Origin of the sequence: Undibacter mobilis (assembly GCF_003367195.1) — a bacterium.
Classification (GTDB): Bacteria; Pseudomonadota; Alphaproteobacteria; order Rhizobiales; family Xanthobacteraceae; genus Pseudolabrys; species Pseudolabrys mobilis.
The window spans coordinates 2614299-2631556 of the sequence record NZ_QRGO01000001.1; the positions used below are offsets into that span (position 1 = coordinate 2614299).

Genomic DNA, 17258 nt, shown 5'->3' on the forward strand with positions numbered 1-17258 from the left:
TGACTGACCAGTCAGTCATATTTCTGTTGGTTTGACGTATGGCGAAGAAGGTTGCCGTTGGGAAAAAGGGCCGGGCTGCCGGCGCCGCGAAAAGCGGCAGGGCGGTGGGCCGGTCCGCGCGCGCTCGCCAGGCCAACTCGCCGGTGCCGAAACCGGCGGGTCGCGAAGCGCGCAGCGCCGAGCGCCGCGGGATCATTCTCGAGGCCGCGCTCGATGAGTTCGCCGAGCGCGGTTTCGAGTCGGCGCGCCTCGAAGACGTTGCCAAGCGCGCGGGCATCGCCAAGGGCACCATCTATCTCTATTTCCGCGACAAGGAGACGTTGTTTCAGGAACTGCTGCGCGAGATGCTGACGCCGATTGTCGGTGGCTTTGAAACGTTGGGGCAGGCCGATGTGCCGGCCAAGCAGCTTGCCGAGCATATGCGGGACGTTTTCGTCCACGAGGTGTTCGAGACGCGGCGCAAGGACGTGATCCGACTGATGATCGCCGAAGGCCGGCGTTTCCCCAAGCTCGCTGAATTTTATTATCGCGAAGTGCTCTCCCGGATCTTCGAGGCGCTGCGCGTCATTCTCAAGCGCGCTGCGGCGCGCGGCGAGGTGCCGGAGGCGTTGGCCGAGTTTCCACACCTGATCGCTGCACCGGGCCTCGTCGCTATCGTGTGGACCGGTCTGTTCGGCAACGTTGCGCCGCTCGACGTGCGCAAGATGATGCAAACTCACATCGACATTTTGTTTACTCCGAGGAGTAAGTCATGACCCGTTTTGCTGCGCTGATCGTTGCGGCGCTCGCACTGGCCGCCTGCGACAAGGGACCCGACCGGCAATTGCAGGGCTGGGTCGAGGCCGAGACGATCTTCGTCTCGACGGACGAGCAGGGCCGCGTTGAAGACCTGAAAGTGCGGCAGGGCGATAAGGTGATCAAGGGTGATCTCTTGTTCACCCTCGACAACGATCTGCAGCGCGCCGACGTGCAAGTCCGCGAGGCGACTTTGGCATCAGCCAAACAGTCTTATGCCCGTGCCGAGGAACTGTTGAAGACCGCGGCCGGTACGCAGAAGACGATGGACGATGCCAAGGCAGCGTTGCAGCAGGCGCAGGCTAATCTCGACGCGTCGCAGACGCGGCTAACGCGCCGTCGCCAGTTGAGCCCCGTCACCGGCTCGGTGGAGGAGGTGTATTATCGGCCGGGCGAAACGGTGCAGCCGGGTAAACCCGTGGTCGCACTGTTGCCGCCGGCGAATCTCAAGGTTCGCTTTTTCTCGCCGGAGCGCGAGCTTGTCGCTATCCAGATCGGCGACGTTGTGGGCGTGTCCTGCGACAGTTGCCCGACCGGGCTCACCGCGAAGGTGACCTTCATCGCCCGCAGCGCCGAATATACACCGCCGGTGATCTACAGCCTCGAGGAGCGCGCCAAGCTGGTCTACCTGATTGAGGCGCGGCCGGACGATCCATCGAAGTTTCGCGTGGGGCAGCCAGTCACGGTGACGCGCGGGGGCAAGCCGTGAACATGCCCCTCGGTCATGAATCGGCCGGCCGCGACGTCGTCATCGACGTCGCGCACCTGACCAAGCGTTTCGACGGTCGCGCGGTGGTGCGCGATTTCTCGATGCAGGTCCGGCGCGGCTCCATCTACGGCTTCCTCGGGCCGAACGGCTCCGGCAAGACCACCACGATCCGCATGCTCTGCGGGCTGCTGACGCCGGACGAGGGCACCGGCACCTGCCTCGGCTACGATATCCGCACCGAGACCGACAAGATCAAGCGCCAGGTCGGTTACATGACCCAGCGTTTCAGCCTGTATCAGGACCTGTCGGTGCGCGAGAACCTCGAATTCATCGGCCGCATCTACGGGCTGCGGCATCCGCGCGCAGCGGCGCGGGCCGCGATCGAGCGCCTCGGCCTCAAGGGCCGCGAGGGGCAACTCGCCGGCGAATTGTCGGGAGGCTGGAAGCAGCGCCTGGCGCTCGGGGCCTGCACGCTGCCCGGCCCGCAGCTTCTGCTGCTCGATGAGCCGACCGCCGGCGTCGATCCCAAGGCGCGGCGCGAATTCTGGAACGAAATTCACGCGCTCGCGGCCGAGGGGCTCACCGTGCTGGTTTCGACGCACTACATGGACGAGGCCGAGCGCTGCCACGAGATCGCGTATATCGCCTATGGCGAGTTGCTGGTGCGGGGCAGCGTCGCTGAAGTGATCGCGGCGTCCAATCTCACCACTTATGTCGTGAGCGCGCGCAACGGCGACGGCATCCCGGCGCTCGGGCAGGAGCTCGAACACAAGGCGGGCGTCGACATGGTGGCGCCGTTCGGCACCAGCCTGCATGTCTCGGGCCGCGACGCGGCTGCGCTGGAGGCGGCGATCGCGCCTTATCGCCAGCGCGGCGATCTGGACTGGCAGCGCTCGGAAGCCTCGCTGGAAGACGTGTTCATCGACCTGATGGGCCGCGCGAAGGACAACTTCCAATGAACCAGATCCTTCCCAGTAACGCGCCGCAGCGCGTGAAAGGCGACGGATTCTTGCGCAAGGCTTTCTTGCGTAAGGCTTTCTTGCGTAAGACCTGGGCCATGCTGATCAAGGAGTTCATCCAGCTCAAGCGCGACCGCGTTTCGCTGGCGATGATCGCCATCATCCCGCTGGTTCAGCTTTTGCTGTTTGGCTACGCCATCAACACCACGCCGCGCGATCTGCCGACCGCCGTGCTGCTGCAGGAATCGAGCGACGTCGGCCGCTCGATTTTGGCCGCGCTCAACAACACGCGCTATTTCAAGGTCACCGAGTTGCCGCGCACCGAAGCCGAGTTCGACCGGCTGCTGGCCTCCGGCAAGGTTCTGTTCGGCATCGAAATCCCGGCCAATTTCGAACGCTCGCTTCGCCGCGGCGAGAAGCCGGCGATGCTGGTGGCGGCCGATGCGACCGACCCGGTCGCCGCCGGCTCGGCGCTGTCGGCGCTCAACCGGCTGACGCAGACCGCGCTGATGCACGACTACGCCATTCCGGCGGCGGGCACGCCGGCTTTCGAGATTCGCAGCCATGCGCGCTACAACCCGGCCGCCAAGACCGAGTTGAACATCGTGCCGGGTCTGGTCGGCGCCATTTTGACGATGACGATGCTGATCTTTACTGCGCTGTCGGTGACCCGCGAGATCGAGCGCGGCACCCTGGAAAACCTTCTGGCGATGCCGATCACGCCGATCGAGATCATGCTCGGCAAGATCATTCCCTATGTCATCGCCGGCTTCGTCCAGGCCGCGATCATCATCAGCATTGGCGTCTTCCTGTTTGGCGTGCCGCTGCTCGGCAGCCTCGGGATGCTGGCGCTGCTGACGACCTTGTTCGTCGCGACCAATCTGTCGATCGGTTACACCTTCTCTACCGTGGCGCAGAACCAGCTGCAGGCGATGCAGATGTCGGTAATGTTCCTGTTGCCGAACATTCTGCTGTCGGGCTTCATGTTCCCCTATGCCGGGATGCCGCGCTGGGCGCAGTATGTCGGCGAAATTCTGCCACTCACGCATTACATCCGCATCACCCGCGCCATCATGCTGAAAGGCGCAACCATCGCCGACCTGCGCTACGAGGCGGCGGCGCTCGCGGTGCTGATGCTGATCGCGATGACCATTGCGGTGACGCGCTTCCGACGCACGCTGGACTAGAGCTTTTGCGCCAGCCCGAGCCGGACATAAGGGCTGGATTGTCCGTCGGAGTCCCGGGCGTAGCCGATTGCCGCGGACCATTCGATGTCGCCGGTCTTCATGCTGGTGATGTGCAGGCCGATACGGCTTTGGCGATAGCCATCGCTATCGAAGAATTGCACTTCGGGACCGACATAGAAGAAGTCCTCGTTGAACAGGTCGCCGCTGATGCGCCAGCCGAAGGCGAGCCGCGCTGTGTGACTGGTCGCCAGCGTGCCGAGCGATACATCGCCGGCAATCAAGGTGTCGGGCGTTGGCTCGGACCACAGTTCGGCGGCAAAGCGCATACCAAAATTCCGGCCGCGCAACTTGTTGTCGGGGTCGTCAGGCCACAGCCAGTGCGTCTGCCATTCCGGGCCGAAGAAGAACTTCATCTCGGCGGTGCCGCGCTTGATACGGAAGCCGGGCAGCACCTGTGTCTGCAATTCAGCGCCGCGGACTTCCTGGCGGTACAGGCTGCCGGACCAGTAGCGGAAGACCCCACTGTTCACGAGGAGCTTGAGCAGGAATCCGTCGCGATCGAAGCCGCCGGGTGCATACACAAATCCGGAATAGGCGAAGACGCCGTTCCGCCAGAGGTCGCGGCCCGAGAACTGCAAGGTGGTTGGATCTTCGTCCTCACCGGCACGCGCATCCGGTGCGACAGGGCAAGCGACAAAAGCCGCAGCAAACAAGATCGCTACGCCTACGCGGCTTCCGTACCCCATTGCGGCCCCGCCCCGGTACGCAATACTACCGAAGGACAACTAGCACGTGCTCGCGGGATCGTGTCTATGGACCTTAATTATTCTCGCTTAAGTAGTAAACGGTTGTAAAGGTCTAATGCTCGGATAAGTGGTAGACGAGCTGCCGCGGCGGGTTACCGAGTGTCCGCCGGATCATGGCAGAAAACGCCGAGGCGCTAGCATAACCGACCGCGGCCGCTGTTTCGGCAACCGATTGGCCCCCTGACAGCCTCGCCAGGCCGTCCACCGCGCGGAGGCGGGCCCGCCATTCGGCAAAACCAAGGCCGGTTTCGTGACGGAAAAGACGGGCGAGGGTTCGCCGGCTGGCGCCGGCCTCATCCGCCCACCGGTCGAGATCGCGGTCGATGCTGGGATCGTCGAGCAGGGCGCGCGCTACACGCAAGGCACGGTCGTCGCGCGGCATCGGCACGTCATAGCGTCGTTCCTCAAGACGTCCCAGTTCGGTGAGGATAAGCCGGGCGATGGCGCCGCCGCGTTCATGCTCGCCATAGTCCGCTGGCTCTTCCAGAAGCGCCAGAATGAGCTCGCGCAGGAGGCCGGATATTGCTGCGAACACCGGCCGCCCGGGCAGCGCGGCGCACAGGGCCTCGTCGATGTAGACGGTCCGCATCTCCACCTTGCTGCGCATCGTGACCTTGTGGGGCAGTTGCGGAGGCAGCCAAATCGCCCGTGCGGGAGGCAGAATCCAGGCGGCTTGACCGGTCTCGACCCGCATGATCCCGCTGGTCGCGTGCAGCAACTGACCGCGCCGATGAATGTGCAGGGGAATGTGGTCGGTGGCGGCACAGGTCCGGGCCAGCACGGCGACCGGGCGTGGTGCGTTGTCCCTTGTTGGACGGTATATTGGTATGGCGTCGGCCATGACCACTCCTTTTGGCCCGAACGCGACGAAGGTCGGCCGAACATCGCCAAATGGCAAGCCCTATATTGCAAGCCGTTCTCAGATTCGACGCCTCTGAAGGTGCTTCTTCATGACCGCCACCACAGCCGCCGACGCGGCCGCCCGCCAGCGCTCCATCACCTTCCTCAATATTGCGCACGGCTTCGACCATTACGTGCTGTTGATCTATCCGACGGTCGTGATCGGGCTCGAGGCGGTCTATGGACGGCCCTACAGCGAACTGATCGCGCTCTCGAGTGCGGCGTTCGTGGCCTTCGGCCTGTTTTCGCTTCCGGCCGGCTGGCTTGCCGACCGCTGGAGCCGCCGCAACATGATGGTGGCGTTCTATCTCGGCTGCGGCCTGTCGATGATCGCCGTGGCGCTGGCCCCGAACCTGATCGTTCTGTCCGCCGCGATGTTCGCGATCGGCATCTTCGCCGCCATCTATCATCCAGTCGGCATGGCGATGCTGATCGAAGCCTCCGGCGCGAAAGGGCGCACGCTGGCCTTCAACGGCGTCTGCGGCAATCTCGGCGTCTCTTTGGCGGCCGGTATTTCCGGCGCGCTTGCCTGGTGGATCAGCTGGCGCGCGGCGTTCTATGTGCCGGCAGCGTTCATGATCGTCACCGGTATCGTCTATCTCAAGATGACGCCGGACGATCGCCACCATGCCAGCAAGCGGCAAAGCAAGCCTGCGGTGCCATTGACGGCAAAGCTGATGGCGATGCTGTTCGGGCTGTTTCTCGTTATCGCGCTGTCGGCCGGCCTCGTGTTCAACGTGCTCACCATTGCGCTGCCCAAGATCGTGGACGAGGGCATGGTGAAGGATGTGCCGCTGGTGCTGGTCGGCAGCGTTGCCACGGCGGTGTTGCTGTGCGGCGCGCTGGCTCAGCTTGCGATCGGCCGTCTGGTCGAACGCTTCTCCCCGCATTACCTGTTCGCGGTCGTGACCGGACTCGGCTTCATCGGCAATTTCTGGGCCTCCTATGCCGAAGGATTTTCTCTGATGATCGCGCTCGCCATTGCGATCGCCGCGATCTACGCGCAGGTGACGGTCAACGACATCATTCTCGCGCGTTACACCGCCGACGCCTGGCGCGGCCGCGTCTATGCGGTGCGTTATTTTACCTTGTTCATTTCTTCCGGCATCGCCATTGGCATGATCGCGCTGCTGCACAAAACCGGCGGCTTCGGTCTCGTGCTGGGCGCCAATGCCGCGGTGGCGCTGGTGATGTTTCTCACCACGTTGGCGCTCACGGCGATGGTGGTGAATATCGAGAGCCGCCACGCTCTGCAGCCCGCGGAATGAAACGGGCCGATTTATTCCAAGGGCATTGATCGCGCGGATATGCGGGATTTTTTTGCGGGTTGCGAAAGGCCTGTTGCTGCGGACCCGTCACTGTGGAAATGAACAGTAGATTTCCGCATGTTCGGTAGCTTTGCCGAGCACATCATTGCTCTTGAGCGCGAAATTTCGACAAGTTCGTTTTTTCTTTTTGCGCGGTCTTGCCGTTTGTGGCCCGGGCGGTGATGGTGCGATGGCACAACGCTCAAACGGGAGCATATCGGATGCGTTTCCTTGCTTTGCCCAGCAATCTCGTCCAGGCGGCGATCACAGGCGCCGCGCTGATGGCCGTCGCCGTGACCGCATTGCCGGCGACCGCGCAGACGCGCCTGCTGAACGTATCCTACGATCCGACGCGCGAGCTGTACCGCGATTACAACGCTGCCTTCATCTCGCACTGGAAGGCCAAGACCGGCCAGACCGTCGTGGTGCAGCAGTCCCATGGCGGCTCCGGCGCGCAAGCCCGCGCCGTCATCGACGGGCTGGAAGCCGATATTGTTACCTTGGCGCTGGAAGCCGATATCGACGCCATTGCCGAGAAATCCGGCAAGCTGCCGGCGAACTGGAAGAGCAGGTTGCCGAACAATTCATCGCCCTACACATCGACCATCGTGTTTCTGGTGCGCAAGGGCAATCCGAAGGCCATCAAGGATTGGGACGATCTGGTGAAGCCCGGCGTTGCGGTCATTACGCCGAACCCGAAAACATCCGGCGGCGCGCGTTGGAATGTCCTTGCCGCACTCGCCTGGGCCAGGACCAAGCATGGCGGCGACGAAGCCAAGGCGACCGATTTCCTCCGGCAACTGTTTGCGAATGTGCCGGTGCTCGATACCGGCGCGCGCGGCTCGACAACGACCTTCGTGCAGCGCGGGATCGGCGACGTGCTGCTCGCCTGGGAAAACGAGGCCTTCCTTGCGCTCAACGAACTCGGTCCCGATAAATTCGAGATCGTGGTGCCGACCATCTCGATCACGGCAGAACCGCCGGTTGCACTCGTCGACGACAACGCCAGAAAGCGCAAGACGACCGAGGTCGCGCAGGCTTATCTCGAATATCTCTACAGCGCCGACGGGCAGAGAATTGCCGCCAAGCACTACTATCGCCCCTCGAAGCCGGAGCTGGCCAACCCCGACGATTTGAAACGATTTGGGACGCTGAAACTGGCCACGATCGCGGATTTCGGCGGATGGCAAGCGGCCCAGCCGAAGTATTTCGGCGATGGCGGGTTGTTCGACCAAATCTACCGGGCGAAATAAATCTGTAAGCGCCATGACCTTGCCGAAGTAGTATCCGGACCTGATGACCGTCGCCGATTCATCGAGCTGGAAGCGACCCAGCGTCATCCCGGGTTTCGGGATGACGTTCGGCTTTGCCATGGCCTATCTCAGCCTGATCGTGCTGATCCCGCTCGGCGCCCTCGTGGTGCGCAGCGCCTCGCTCGGCTGGGACGAATACTGGCGGCTGGCGCTCGATCCGCGCACGCTGGCCGCGCTGCGCACCAGCTTCGGCGCGTCGCTGATCGCGGCGGTGATCAACGCTGTGTTTGGTCTGATCCTGGCATGGGTGCTGGTGCGCTACCGTTTTCCCGGCAAGCGCCTGATCGATTCCATGATCGACCTGCCATTCGCGTTGCCGACGGCGGTGGCCGGCATTTCGCTGAGCGCGCTCTATGCGCCGAACGGCTGGTTTGGAGCGCTGCTTGAGCCGCTCGGAATCACCATCGCCTATCGGCCGGCCGGTATCGTGGTCGCGCTGGTTTTCGTCGGTCTGCCATTCGTGGTGCGCACCGTGCAGCCGGTGCTGGCCGATCTCGACCGCGAACTGGAGGAGGCGGCGGCGACGCTCGGGGCACAGCGCGCGCAGACCATTTGGCGCGTCATCTTGCCGCCTCTCGTGCCGGCGATCCTGACCGGCTTTGCTCTTGCTCTGGCGCGGGCGATCGGCGAGTACGGCTCGGTCATTTTCATCGCCGGCAATATTCCGTTCGTCTCCGAGATCGCGCCGCTGCTGATCGTCATCCGCCTCGAGGAGTTCAATTATGCGGCCGCCACCGCGGTCGCCTCGATGATGCTGGCGATATCGTTCACGATGCTGCTGGCCATCAATCTCATTCAGGCCTGGAGCCGCCGGAGGTTCGGGCATGCCGTCTGAGCGTCACGCGGCCGCGACTTCGGCAACGAGCGAGTCCGCGGGGCTGCGCGTGACGTTGATCGCCGTGGCGATCCTGTTCTTCGTGCTGTTTCTGCTGCTGCCGCTGCTGCTCGTGTTTGCCGAAGCGTTCCGCGGCGGCCTCGGCGGCTTCGTCAATGCAATTGCCGATCCCGACACGCAATCGGCCATTTATCTGACATTGCTGATCGCCGCGATTTCGGTGCCGGCCAACCTGATCTTCGGCATCGCCGCGGCCTGGGCGATCGCCAAGCACGACTTCAAGGGCAAGAGCTTTGTCATTACCCTCATCGACCTGCCGTTCTCGGTGTCGCCGGTGGTTGCCGGGCTTGTCTATGTGTTGCTGTTCGGCGCGCAGGGCTATTTGGGACCGTTCCTGAAAGCGCAAGGCATCGAGATCATCTTTGCGGTGCCGGGCATCGTGCTGGCGACCATTTTCGTCACGTTTCCCTTCGTTGCGCGCGAGCTCATTCCGCTGATGCAGGAGCAGGGCACCGGCGACGAGGAGGCGGCGCTGTCGCTCGGCGCCAGCGGTTTCAAGACATTCTGGTACGTTACGCTGCCGAATGTGAAATGGGCCTTGCTGTATGGCGTGCTGCTTTGCAATGCCCGCGCCATGGGCGAGTTCGGCGCCGTAGCCGTGGTGTCGGGCAAGATCCGCGGCCTCACCAACACGATGCCGCTGCATGTTGAAATTCTCTACAACGAATACGCGTTCACCGCGGCATTCGCGGTGGCCTCGCTGCTTGCGCTGCTGGCGCTGTTCACGCTGGCCGTGAAAGCTCTGCTCGAATGGCGGTATGGCGATCAGATTGCTGCAAGCAATGGCCGTCATTAGGGTATCGGTATGGATATTAGGATTGTCAATGTTCGCAAGGAATTCGACCGCTACCCGGCACTGCACGGTGTATCGCTCGATATCCATTCGGGTGAGCTGATTGCGCTGCTCGGGCCGTCCGGCTCGGGCAAGACCACGTTGCTGCGTCTGATCGCCGGGCTGGAGCGGCCGACCGAGGGCGCGATCTACTTCGGCGACGAGGATGCCTCGCATCTCGATGTGCAGGAACGCAATGTCGGCTTCGTCTTCCAGAGCTATGCGCTGTTCAAGCACATGACCGTGGCCGACAATATCGGCTTCGGGCTCACGGTGCGGCCGCGCGCCACGCGGCCGCCGTCCGCCGAAATCCGCAAACGCGCCAGCGACCTGCTCGACCTCGTGCAACTATCAGGGCTTGAGAAGCGATTTCCCTCGCAGTTGTCCGGCGGGCAACGCCAGCGCGTGGCGCTGGCACGCGCGCTTGCCATCGAGCCGCGCGTGCTGTTGCTCGACGAGCCATTCGGTGCGCTCGATGCCAAGGTGCGGCGTGAGTTGCGCCACTGGCTGCGCGAGTTGCACGAGCGGACCGGGCACACCACGGTGTTCGTGACGCACGATCAGGAGGAAGCGCTGGAGCTTGCCGACCGCGTCGTGGTGATGAGCCAGGGACGTATCGAGCAGGTTGGCACGCCGGACGAAATCTACGATCGGCCGGTGTCGCCTTTCGTGTTCTCGTTCATCGGCGAGGCCTGCGAATTGCCGGTCACGATCGCCGGCCGCCGGATCAGCTTCGACGGTGCGCCCATCGATATCGAAAACACGGCTGTCGCTGACGGACCGGCGCGGCTGATGATACGCCCCAACGGCGTCGAAGTGGTGACGGCACGGCCGGATGCCATCGCCGGCGAGGTCGTCGCCGTGCGCCGCAGCGGTGGCTGGCGGCGCGTCGAGCTTGAGGTTGGCACCGGCAAGCATCGCATTGAGGTCGAACTGCCGGTTGATGCCGTCGCGGAGCTGGCGGGACGCCTGCATTTTCTGCCGCGCCACTGGCAGGTGTTCCCGGCGGGCTAGCGTCTATTTCAGGCGTTCGATCAGTGCCATCGCGGCGGCGGGTGCTTTCACCTTGGCTTCGTGAATAAAGTAGATGAAGGCATCGCGCGGCTTCTTCGGTGCCGGTTTCTTGTCGACGCGCGGGAGATCGGCCGGCTCGCCGCCTTTCACCCAGACCTTGGCGCACTCGGCCCATTGATCGAGCGCCTTGGGCGGATAACCGGCTTTCAGTTTTTCATCGCCCTTTTGCAGCCGTGCATAGACGAAGTCGGCGGTGATGTCGGCGATCTCGGTATAGGTCTCGTGTTCGGCGTAGCAGATGGCGACGCCCTTCTTGCACGCGAGCGCAATGAACTCCGGCGTCTTGAAGGTGTCGTTGCGCACCTCGACGACGTGGCGCAGGGCCGCGCCGTCGAATCTGTCCGGCAGCAGATCGAGGAAGGCGCCGAAATCGGCGGCGTCGAATTTCTTATGCGGCGCGAACTGCCAAAGCAGGGGCCCCAGTTTGGGCCCGAGTTCCGTAATGCCGGATTGCAGGAAGCGCTCGATCGACGGACCGGCTTCGGCCAGCACGCGGCGATTGACCGCATAGCGCGGGCCCTTCAGCGAGAACACGAAGCCATCCGGAACCTCGGATGCCCATTTGGCAAAGGTCGCCGGCTTCATTGTCGAATAGAAGGTGCCGTTGACCTCGATGGAGGTCAGATGCTGGCCGGCGTATTCAAGTTCGCGGGCATGCGGCAGCCCTTTGGGGTAAAATACGCCGCGCCATGGCTCGTAAGTCCAGCCGCCGATGCCGACGTAAGCCTTTGGTGGGTAAGGTTTCATTAAGGTTTTCGTCACGTTATCTACACAATCGGGGTCTATAGAATAGGGCAAGCGGCGCCGGATTGCTCAGGCGATCTGCGCCCAGACGGCCACGACGAGATCGGCGACGGCGGATGTACCCGCGTTCGATCTTTTCCGTGGTCGTTTTCGTTTTCGGCTGTCATGCCGACGAGATTAAAACGTATCCCGTCGCCGTCCACCCGATTTCTCATTCTTGCCGCCCCGCGTCACGCCGAGGGAGTCGAACCGAGGCGGGCATTGGCCGCGCGCAACGCCGCGTTCTCAGCCTCCAACGTGCCGATGGTGTGGAACAGCCGTGCCGTCGACAGTTGCAGAAAATAGAAACCGAAAGTCGGGTTCTGAAAATAAAGCTGCATGACATGGTCGTAGGAGATGGCGAGCGTCTCGCCGCTCTCGATGCATTCGATGGTGGCGGTGCGAGTCTTGCCGGGTTCGAGCAGGCCCAACTCGCCGATGATGCCTCCGGCGCCGATATCAATGCCGCGTTCGACGACGCGGAAGCGACCCGACATGATGAAATGCAGTTCGCTGGCCGGATCGCCCTTGTGGAACAGCGTGGTGCCGGCGTCGAAGTGACGCTTGGCGGTGAAGGGCTTGAGCCAGTCCAGCGATAGGTCGCTATCGGTTGCCTCGTTCACCTGCCGGATCAGGCGCTTCATCTGATAGAAGCGCAGCGCGTTGATCGGCAGCAGAATGAGGTTGAGGACCAGCGTCGGATAGACGGCGGCCAGACCCGACCAGGTAATGAACAGGCAGTTGGTCACCATCGCCACCATGCGCAGCGGGATCATCGTCTTCATCAGATAGCCGATGATGTTGAGGATGACGGCTGCGGCAGCGACGATGGTGACGAAATCGATGTCCTGCAGCGAGGTTGGAAAGTGCATGCGATGACGGGTCCGGCTTCATGCGGCGGCGAGTAACAGAGCGATCACAGGCGGGACAACCTCGCGAAGCTCCAGCCTAGTGACTGTAACCGTGATCGCAACGCATATGGCCAGGTTTTCTGTTCAAACCGCAGGCATCTTCCGTTCCCATGGGCGCCGCCCGGCCCTGGTTCTCGGCAGGCATGCATCTTGCCGAGGTGTCGCGGTCCGCCGTTCCTGGCCGTCGGGGAAGGTGTCTATAACTCTCCAAAAACGATAGATATTGTTGACGACAAGCCAAGGTAGTGCATCAATCCACAGATCGACTCGGAGGAACGGGGGGAAGGCATGCGCTTGTCACCGTTCGCGATCATCGCTTCGATGCTCTGCTTGCCGGCCGTACCATCTGCCTGGTCGCACGATGCGGGCGGGATACAAGCTCAATATGCGCGGTTGAGCGCACCGCTTGCCAAGGAGCTCCGCGCCAAGGACGCCAAACGTAGTGCGGCCCGGGTCCGAGCCTATTTTGAAGCGCGCCGCCTGGAGGTTGACAAGCGGAAGGCCCTGATCGAGCAGTTCGGATTGGCCGGGGGCGGTCCTTCGAGTTTCGAACAAATTTATATCCGCAGCACACTTTGGCCGGCCGGCCATCGTTTCCGCGTTTGTTTTTTCGACGGCAGTACCTCCGCACGGCGGCACGTCCTCGATGTGTTCGAGGAGATCGTCCGACAGACCAATTTACGGATCGACCGCACCGATCGGCAATGTCCGGATCGCAAGGCGGACATCCAAGTCAAGTTCGACGAGCGCGAGTGCTACTCGTATTACGGCAAGGATGCGCTGCTGGTCATCAAGGAGAACGTGAATATTCCGACCATGGCATTGTGCGGTCTTTCAGGCCCGTCTTGGGATGAGCAGGCCAACGGAACCATCCGTCACGAATTCCTGCACGCGTTAGGCGCAGCGCATGAGCATCAGCATCCCGACAGCAAGTGCAAGGACGAATTCAGGCTTGACGCGTTCAGGAAGCCACCTGCATTCGATCCGGACCCGGTGAAGAACGAGCACGCCATCAAGGTCAACATCCTGGAAATCACGAAGTCGTATCCAAGAGATCAGCTCGACGTCATCAAGTACGATCCAAAGTCGATCATGCACTATCGCCTGCAGGCCCGTTACTTCAAATCGCCGAATGCGAGCTGCCTGCTGACGGCGAATAATAACGTCCTGTCCGAAGCGGATTGGGCCTTCCTGAGAAAGATGTATCCGATCGAGTAACAGTCATACCTATGAGGGGGATCATGAAGCAGGGGCTGAAACTGACATTGGTTCTGGCGGTCGTATCGGCATGGTCGCCCCTTGTTTCGGCGGCGGATCTGTCGGACCGGGTGTTGCAGCGAGGCGTCATAGAGCAGCCGGTCGATCCAGACCCGGATTGCATCCGTAGGGGAACCTGCCGACCAGATGCGTCACGGCCTGCGTTGATCAAACCTGAACCGCGTCCTGTTGAGGGCGACCCTTGGTGCATCCTGAAAGGGACTTGTTTTTTAAATCGGTTGTTTCGTCCGCAAAGGGAGGCTGACCCGGGGCCCGGCACAGATTGTCTCAACGATCCGCGTTGCCCGGGCACACTCAGAAAGCGCGCGCCGAAGGTCGAAAAGTGAGCATCGCAGGGGTCCGTGTCGCCTTTCTTGGCGCTGTTGCGCTCACGCTGTTCTGCGACGCGTCTCTCGGCGCGGACCGACACCCGAGACTGCTGGCGAAGCCGCAGCGATCCGTGCCCATCCTTGTGCCGATCGGTTGTCTGATGTCGGAAAGATGCGGCGAGAGCGGTTTTGAAGGCACATCGAAAGGCAGTGTCGTGACGGCCAAGGATATCGCCCGGGACGGCGTCGCCATTTCGGACAGAACGTCCAGCGACCCCCGTGTGTATGGCGTTAACGACGCGGCGGCGCGGGCTGCTGCTGCAAGGTATCTGGCGCAGGTCCGCAATGAGCTGCGCAAACTCACGCCGGCGCAGCTCCTGTCGCGCCGCGACCGTCCACCGGGGCAGGGCATCATCGGGCCGGCGCCGCCGCGGTTGCGGAGCAAAACCGCCCGGTATCTCGCCGGCAACGACTTCTTCAATTGCAAATCGATCTTCGTCGCGATGCGCCGCGCTCAGAATATTTCCTCTGTCAAGCAGCGTAGCGAACTGATGTGGGCGCTGTATCAGCATTACATCGACAGTTGCCATGGCGATAAACTTGAATCGCTTGGCGGCGCGCGCGCCCGCATCGTCGCCTTTCTGCGGAGAGACACGCTGCAGGGGCATTACTCGCTTTATTGCCTCGGCTTCAATTTCGTCGGTAACTATGTGTTGACGGCGCGCCACTGTCTTGTCGAGCCCGGCGAGGTGGGGCTCATGCTCAATCGATACAAGCCTTCCGACCCGGATGCGTTCATCGACATCGACGGCCCGCTGGGCGGGACGCGAGCGCTGGTGCTTGGCGAACCGGACAAGCTTTACCCGGTGCGGCTTGCAGCCGGGTTCGAGCAGGAAAAGAAGCTCTTCCCGTTCGCGCCCGAGAAGGACACTTTCATTCTGGAAATCGACGCTCCGGAACGACCGGGGCTGCCGGCGTTTCCCGTTGCTGACGCCGCGCAATGGGACGAGATAGCGATACCGGCGATCTTCCCGGACGACGCCGTCCTCTCGGACGCCGTCATGAGTGGCTATGGCGCGCGTGTGAACGATGTCATTAATGGCGCATCGGCGGTGGATACGTCGCCGGTCTGCAGCCTCGTTTACTCGCGGATATCGAAACGGCCTTTCGTCTTTCACGGATGCCAGACCCGCTACGGCTATAGCGGCGGGCCAATCTTGCGGCGCGGGCCGCGCGGCGCCATGACGCTTGTTGGCGTTCACACCGGCGCCGTCGACGCGAAGAAACCGATCGACAACTGGCCTTATGCGGTTCTCTTCCCGAACTACGGGCTGCGTCTGCCGCCGCAAGTCATGACGTCCGCCAAAGGCGAGGCACGGCGCCAATAAACAAAGGCCCGGGATTTCTCCCGGGCCTTCTTTTCTATTTATTCGGGGACGCGGGGACCCGCTTCCCGGCGAATGGACTTAGAAGTCCATGCCGCCCATGCCGCCGCCGCCCATGCCGCCCGGCATGCCGCCGCCCTGGCCCTTCTTCTGCGGCAGTTCGGCCACCATAGCCTCGGTGGTGATCAGCAGGCCCGCGACCGAAGCCGCGTTCTGGATCGCCGCACGCACAACCTTCGTCGGGTCGATGATGCCCTTGGTCATCATGTTCCCGTACTCGCCGTTCTGCGCGTCGAAGCCATAGACGTACTGATCCTTCTCGAGGACCTTGCCGACGATGACGGAACCGTCTTCGCCCGCGTTCGAAGCGATCTGACGCGCCGGAGCCTGGATCGCCTTGCGGACGATCTCGACGCCGGTCTTCTGGTCGTCGTTCTGCGTCTTGATCTTCTTCAGGGCCTCGGTGGCCCGGAGCAGGGCGACGCCGCCGCCCGGCAGGATGCCTTCCTCGACCGCGGCGCGGGTGGCGTGCATCGCGTCATCGACGCGATCCTTGCGCTCCTTCACCTCGATTTCGGTCGCGCCGCCGACGCGGATCACCGCGACGCCGCCGGCGAGCTTGGCCAGACGCTCCTGCAGCTTTTCCTTGTCGTAGTCCGAGGTGGTTTCCTCGATCTGCGCCTTGATCTGCTGCACGCGCGCCTCGATGTCGGCCTTCTTGCCCGAACCGTTGACGATCGTGGTGTTCTCCTTGTCGATCGACACCTTCTTGGCGCGGCCGAGCATGGAGATGGTGACGTTCTCGAGCTTGATGCCGAGGTCTTCCGAGATCGCCTGGCCGCCGGTCAGGATCGCGATGTCCTGCAGCATGGCCTTGCGGCGATCGCCGAAGCCCGGCGCCTTGACGGCCGCGACCTTGAGGCCGCCGCGCAGCTTGTTGACGACGAGGGTGGCGAGCGCTTCGCCTTCGATGTCCTCGGCGACGATGAGCAGCGGCTTGCCGGTCTGCACCACCGCTTCGAGCAGCGGCAGCAGTTCCTGCAGACCCGACAGCTTCTTCTCGTAGATGAGGATGTAGGGGTCGTCCATTTCAACGCGCATCTTGTCGGCGTTGGTGACGAAGTAGGGCGAGATGTAGCCGCGGTCGAACTGCATGCCCTCGACGATGTCGAGTTCGGTTTCGAGCGACTTGGCTTCCTCGACGGTGATGACGCCCTCGTTGCCGACCTTCTGCATGGCCTTGGCGAGGTAGTCGCCGATTTCCTTGTCGCCATTGGCCGAGATGGTGCCGACCTGGGCGATTTCCTCGTTCGAGGTCACCTTCTTCGAGTTGGCCTTGAGGTGCTCGACGATGGCCTCGACCGCGAGGTCGATGCCGCGCTTGAGGTCCATCGGGTTCATGCCGGCGGCAACCGCCTTCGAACCTTCACGCACGATCGCCTGGGCCAGCACGGTGGCGGTGGTGGTGCCGTCGCCGGCGAAGTCGGACGACTTCGAAGCGACTTCGCGCACCATCTGCGCGCCCATGTTCTCGAACTTGTCCTCGAGCTCGATTTCCTTGGCGACCGTCACACCGTCCTTGGTGATGCGCGGGGCGCCGAACGACTTGTCGAGCACGACGTTGCGGCCCTTCGGGCCGAGCGTGACCTTCACCGCGTTGGCGAGAATGTCGACACCGCGCAGCATGCGATCGCGCGCGTCGACGGAGAATTTGACGTCTTTAGCAGCCATGTGAGTTTGCTCCGATTTGTACCCTCACCCTGAGGAGGCGCGGAACGCGCCGTCTCGAAGGATGAGGCCAATGAATTTTATGGTT

At 62.6% G+C, this 17258-nt stretch carries 17 protein-coding genes; 12 read left to right on the forward strand and 5 right to left on the reverse strand.

Features of this window, described 5'->3' with window-relative positions; all coding sequences use genetic code 11:
* Nucleotides 1–38 precede the first annotated feature (38 nt).
* The 4 genes from DXH78_RS12345 to DXH78_RS12360 all read left to right on the forward strand — a co-directional run bounded on the left by DXH78_RS12345 (nt 39) and on the right by DXH78_RS12360 (nt 3650).
* The gene (locus DXH78_RS12345) at nt 39–755 is read left to right on the forward strand and encodes a TetR/AcrR family transcriptional regulator (protein WP_115517317.1); all 717 of its coding nucleotides are present in this window, start codon (nt 39–41) and stop codon (nt 753–755) included.
* Entirely contained in the window at nt 752–1504 is a 753-nt protein-coding gene (locus tag DXH78_RS12350; protein ID WP_115517318.1) for an HlyD family secretion protein, read from the forward strand. The genes DXH78_RS12345 and DXH78_RS12350 overlap by 4 nt, the downstream gene beginning before the upstream one ends.
* A gap of 2 nt (nt 1505–1506) precedes the next feature.
* Entirely contained in the window at nt 1507–2463 is a 957-nt protein-coding gene (locus DXH78_RS12355) for an ABC transporter ATP-binding protein (RefSeq protein WP_115517319.1), read from the forward strand.
* Nucleotides 2464–2561: 98 nt separating this feature from the next.
* Nucleotides 2562–3650: an ABC transporter permease gene (locus DXH78_RS12360; RefSeq protein WP_245416871.1), complete on the forward strand. Its 1089-nt coding sequence runs from the start codon at nt 2562–2564 to the stop codon at nt 3648–3650.
* Here the strand turns inward: DXH78_RS12360 and bcsS are convergent.
* Both bcsS and DXH78_RS12370 read right to left on the reverse strand, forming a co-directional pair.
* Nucleotides 3647–4363, reverse strand: a complete 717-nt coding sequence (bcsS, locus tag DXH78_RS12365) for a cellulose biosynthesis protein BcsS (RefSeq protein WP_210209543.1) — start codon at nt 4361–4363, stop codon at nt 3647–3649. The two genes, DXH78_RS12360 and bcsS, sit on opposite strands and share 4 nt — an antisense overlap.
* Nucleotides 4364–4508: 145 nt before the next feature.
* Nucleotides 4509–5297 (reverse strand): AraC family transcriptional regulator, encoded by a 789-nt coding sequence (locus DXH78_RS12370; RefSeq protein ID WP_115517322.1) that lies wholly within the window; start codon nt 5295–5297, stop codon nt 4509–4511.
* Between the two features lie 109 nt (nt 5298–5406).
* Here DXH78_RS12370 and DXH78_RS12375 point away from each other — a divergent pair, with 109 nt between their 5' ends.
* The 5 genes from DXH78_RS12375 (at nt 5407) to DXH78_RS12395 (ending at nt 10717) form a co-directional block, all read left to right on the forward strand.
* The gene (locus tag DXH78_RS12375) at nt 5407–6624 is read left to right on the forward strand and encodes an MFS transporter (protein WP_115517323.1); all 1218 of its coding nucleotides are present in this window, start codon (nt 5407–5409) and stop codon (nt 6622–6624) included.
* Nucleotides 6625–6944: 320 nt separating this feature from the next.
* The gene (locus DXH78_RS12380; protein WP_210209579.1) at nt 6945–7916 is read left to right on the forward strand and encodes a sulfate ABC transporter substrate-binding protein; all 972 of its coding nucleotides are present in this window, start codon (nt 6945–6947) and stop codon (nt 7914–7916) included.
* Nucleotides 7917–7959: 43 nt separating this feature from the next.
* Nucleotides 7960–8811 (forward strand): sulfate ABC transporter permease subunit CysT, encoded by an 852-nt coding sequence (gene cysT / locus DXH78_RS12385; protein WP_115517325.1) that lies wholly within the window; start codon nt 7960–7962, stop codon nt 8809–8811.
* Nucleotides 8801–9667 carry a sulfate ABC transporter permease subunit CysW gene (gene cysW / locus DXH78_RS12390; protein ID WP_115517326.1) on the forward strand — a complete coding sequence of 289 codons (867 nt, stop codon included), beginning with the start codon at nt 8801–8803 and terminating at the stop codon, nt 9665–9667. The genes cysT and cysW overlap by 11 nt, the downstream gene beginning before the upstream one ends.
* Nucleotides 9668–9676: 9 nt before the next feature.
* Nucleotides 9677–10717 carry a sulfate/molybdate ABC transporter ATP-binding protein gene (locus DXH78_RS12395; RefSeq protein ID WP_115517327.1) on the forward strand — a complete coding sequence of 347 codons (1041 nt, stop codon included), beginning with the start codon at nt 9677–9679 and terminating at the stop codon, nt 10715–10717.
* Nucleotides 10718–10720: 3 nt separating this feature from the next.
* On the opposite strand, the gene DXH78_RS12400 is transcribed toward DXH78_RS12395, so the two are convergent.
* Nucleotides 10721–11524, reverse strand: coding sequence for a DUF72 domain-containing protein (locus DXH78_RS12400; RefSeq protein WP_115517328.1), 804 nt, complete (start codon nt 11522–11524; stop codon nt 10721–10723).
* A 227-nt stretch (nt 11525–11751) separates the two neighbouring features.
* The gene (locus DXH78_RS12405) at nt 11752–12432 is read right to left on the reverse strand and encodes a Crp/Fnr family transcriptional regulator (RefSeq protein WP_245416804.1); all 681 of its coding nucleotides are present in this window, start codon (nt 12430–12432) and stop codon (nt 11752–11754) included.
* Between the two features lie 327 nt (nt 12433–12759).
* Here DXH78_RS12405 and DXH78_RS12410 point away from each other — a divergent pair, with 327 nt between their 5' ends.
* The 3 genes from DXH78_RS12410 to DXH78_RS12415 are packed head-to-tail and all read left to right on the forward strand — an operon-like array spanning nt 12760 to nt 15445.
* Entirely contained in the window at nt 12760–13689 is a 930-nt protein-coding gene (locus tag DXH78_RS12410) for a zinc metalloprotease (RefSeq protein ID WP_147292630.1), read from the forward strand.
* A 23-nt stretch (nt 13690–13712) separates the two neighbouring features.
* Nucleotides 13713–14075, forward strand: coding sequence for a hypothetical protein (locus DXH78_RS19910; RefSeq protein ID WP_168192791.1), 363 nt, complete (start codon nt 13713–13715; stop codon nt 14073–14075).
* Nucleotides 14072–15445, forward strand: a complete 1374-nt coding sequence (locus DXH78_RS12415) for a trypsin-like peptidase domain-containing protein (RefSeq protein ID WP_115517330.1) — start codon at nt 14072–14074, stop codon at nt 15443–15445. The genes DXH78_RS19910 and DXH78_RS12415 overlap by 4 nt, the downstream gene beginning before the upstream one ends.
* 78 nt (nt 15446–15523) lie before the next feature.
* On the opposite strand, the gene groL is transcribed toward DXH78_RS12415, so the two are convergent.
* The gene (gene groL / locus DXH78_RS12420) at nt 15524–17173 is read right to left on the reverse strand and encodes a chaperonin GroEL (RefSeq protein WP_115517331.1); all 1650 of its coding nucleotides are present in this window, start codon (nt 17171–17173) and stop codon (nt 15524–15526) included.
* Nucleotides 17174–17258 lie beyond the last annotated feature (85 nt).

Coding starts and splice junctions, on each gene's coding strand:
- DXH78_RS12345 (WP_115517317.1), top strand. CDS start 39: ATGGCGAAGAAGGTTGCCGTTGGGAAAAAGGGCCGGGCTGCCGGCGCC.
- DXH78_RS12350 (WP_115517318.1), top strand. CDS start 752: ATGACCCGTTTTGCTGCGCTGATCGTTGCGGCGCTCGCACTGGCCGCC.
- DXH78_RS12355 (WP_115517319.1), top strand. CDS start 1,507: ATGCCCCTCGGTCATGAATCGGCCGGCCGCGACGTCGTCATCGACGTC.
- DXH78_RS12360 (WP_245416871.1), top strand. CDS start 2,562: ATGCTGATCAAGGAGTTCATCCAGCTCAAGCGCGACCGCGTTTCGCTG.
- DXH78_RS12370 (WP_115517322.1), bottom strand. CDS start 5,297: ATGGCCGACGCCATACCAATATACCGTCCAACAAGGGACAACGCACCA.
- DXH78_RS12375 (WP_115517323.1), top strand. CDS start 5,407: ATGACCGCCACCACAGCCGCCGACGCGGCCGCCCGCCAGCGCTCCATC.
- DXH78_RS12380 (WP_210209579.1), top strand. CDS start 6,945: ATGGCCGTCGCCGTGACCGCATTGCCGGCGACCGCGCAGACGCGCCTG.
- cysT (WP_115517325.1), top strand. CDS start 7,960: ATGACCGTCGCCGATTCATCGAGCTGGAAGCGACCCAGCGTCATCCCG.
- cysW (WP_115517326.1), top strand. CDS start 8,801: ATGCCGTCTGAGCGTCACGCGGCCGCGACTTCGGCAACGAGCGAGTCC.
- DXH78_RS12395 (WP_115517327.1), top strand. CDS start 9,677: ATGGATATTAGGATTGTCAATGTTCGCAAGGAATTCGACCGCTACCCG.
- DXH78_RS12400 (WP_115517328.1), bottom strand. CDS start 11,524: ATGAAACCTTACCCACCAAAGGCTTACGTCGGCATCGGCGGCTGGACT.
- DXH78_RS12405 (WP_245416804.1), bottom strand. CDS start 12,432: ATGCACTTTCCAACCTCGCTGCAGGACATCGATTTCGTCACCATCGTC.
- DXH78_RS12410 (WP_147292630.1), top strand. CDS start 12,760: ATGCGCTTGTCACCGTTCGCGATCATCGCTTCGATGCTCTGCTTGCCG.
- DXH78_RS19910 (WP_168192791.1), top strand. CDS start 13,713: ATGAAGCAGGGGCTGAAACTGACATTGGTTCTGGCGGTCGTATCGGCA.
- groL (WP_115517331.1), bottom strand. CDS start 17,173: ATGGCTGCTAAAGACGTCAAATTCTCCGTCGACGCGCGCGATCGCATG.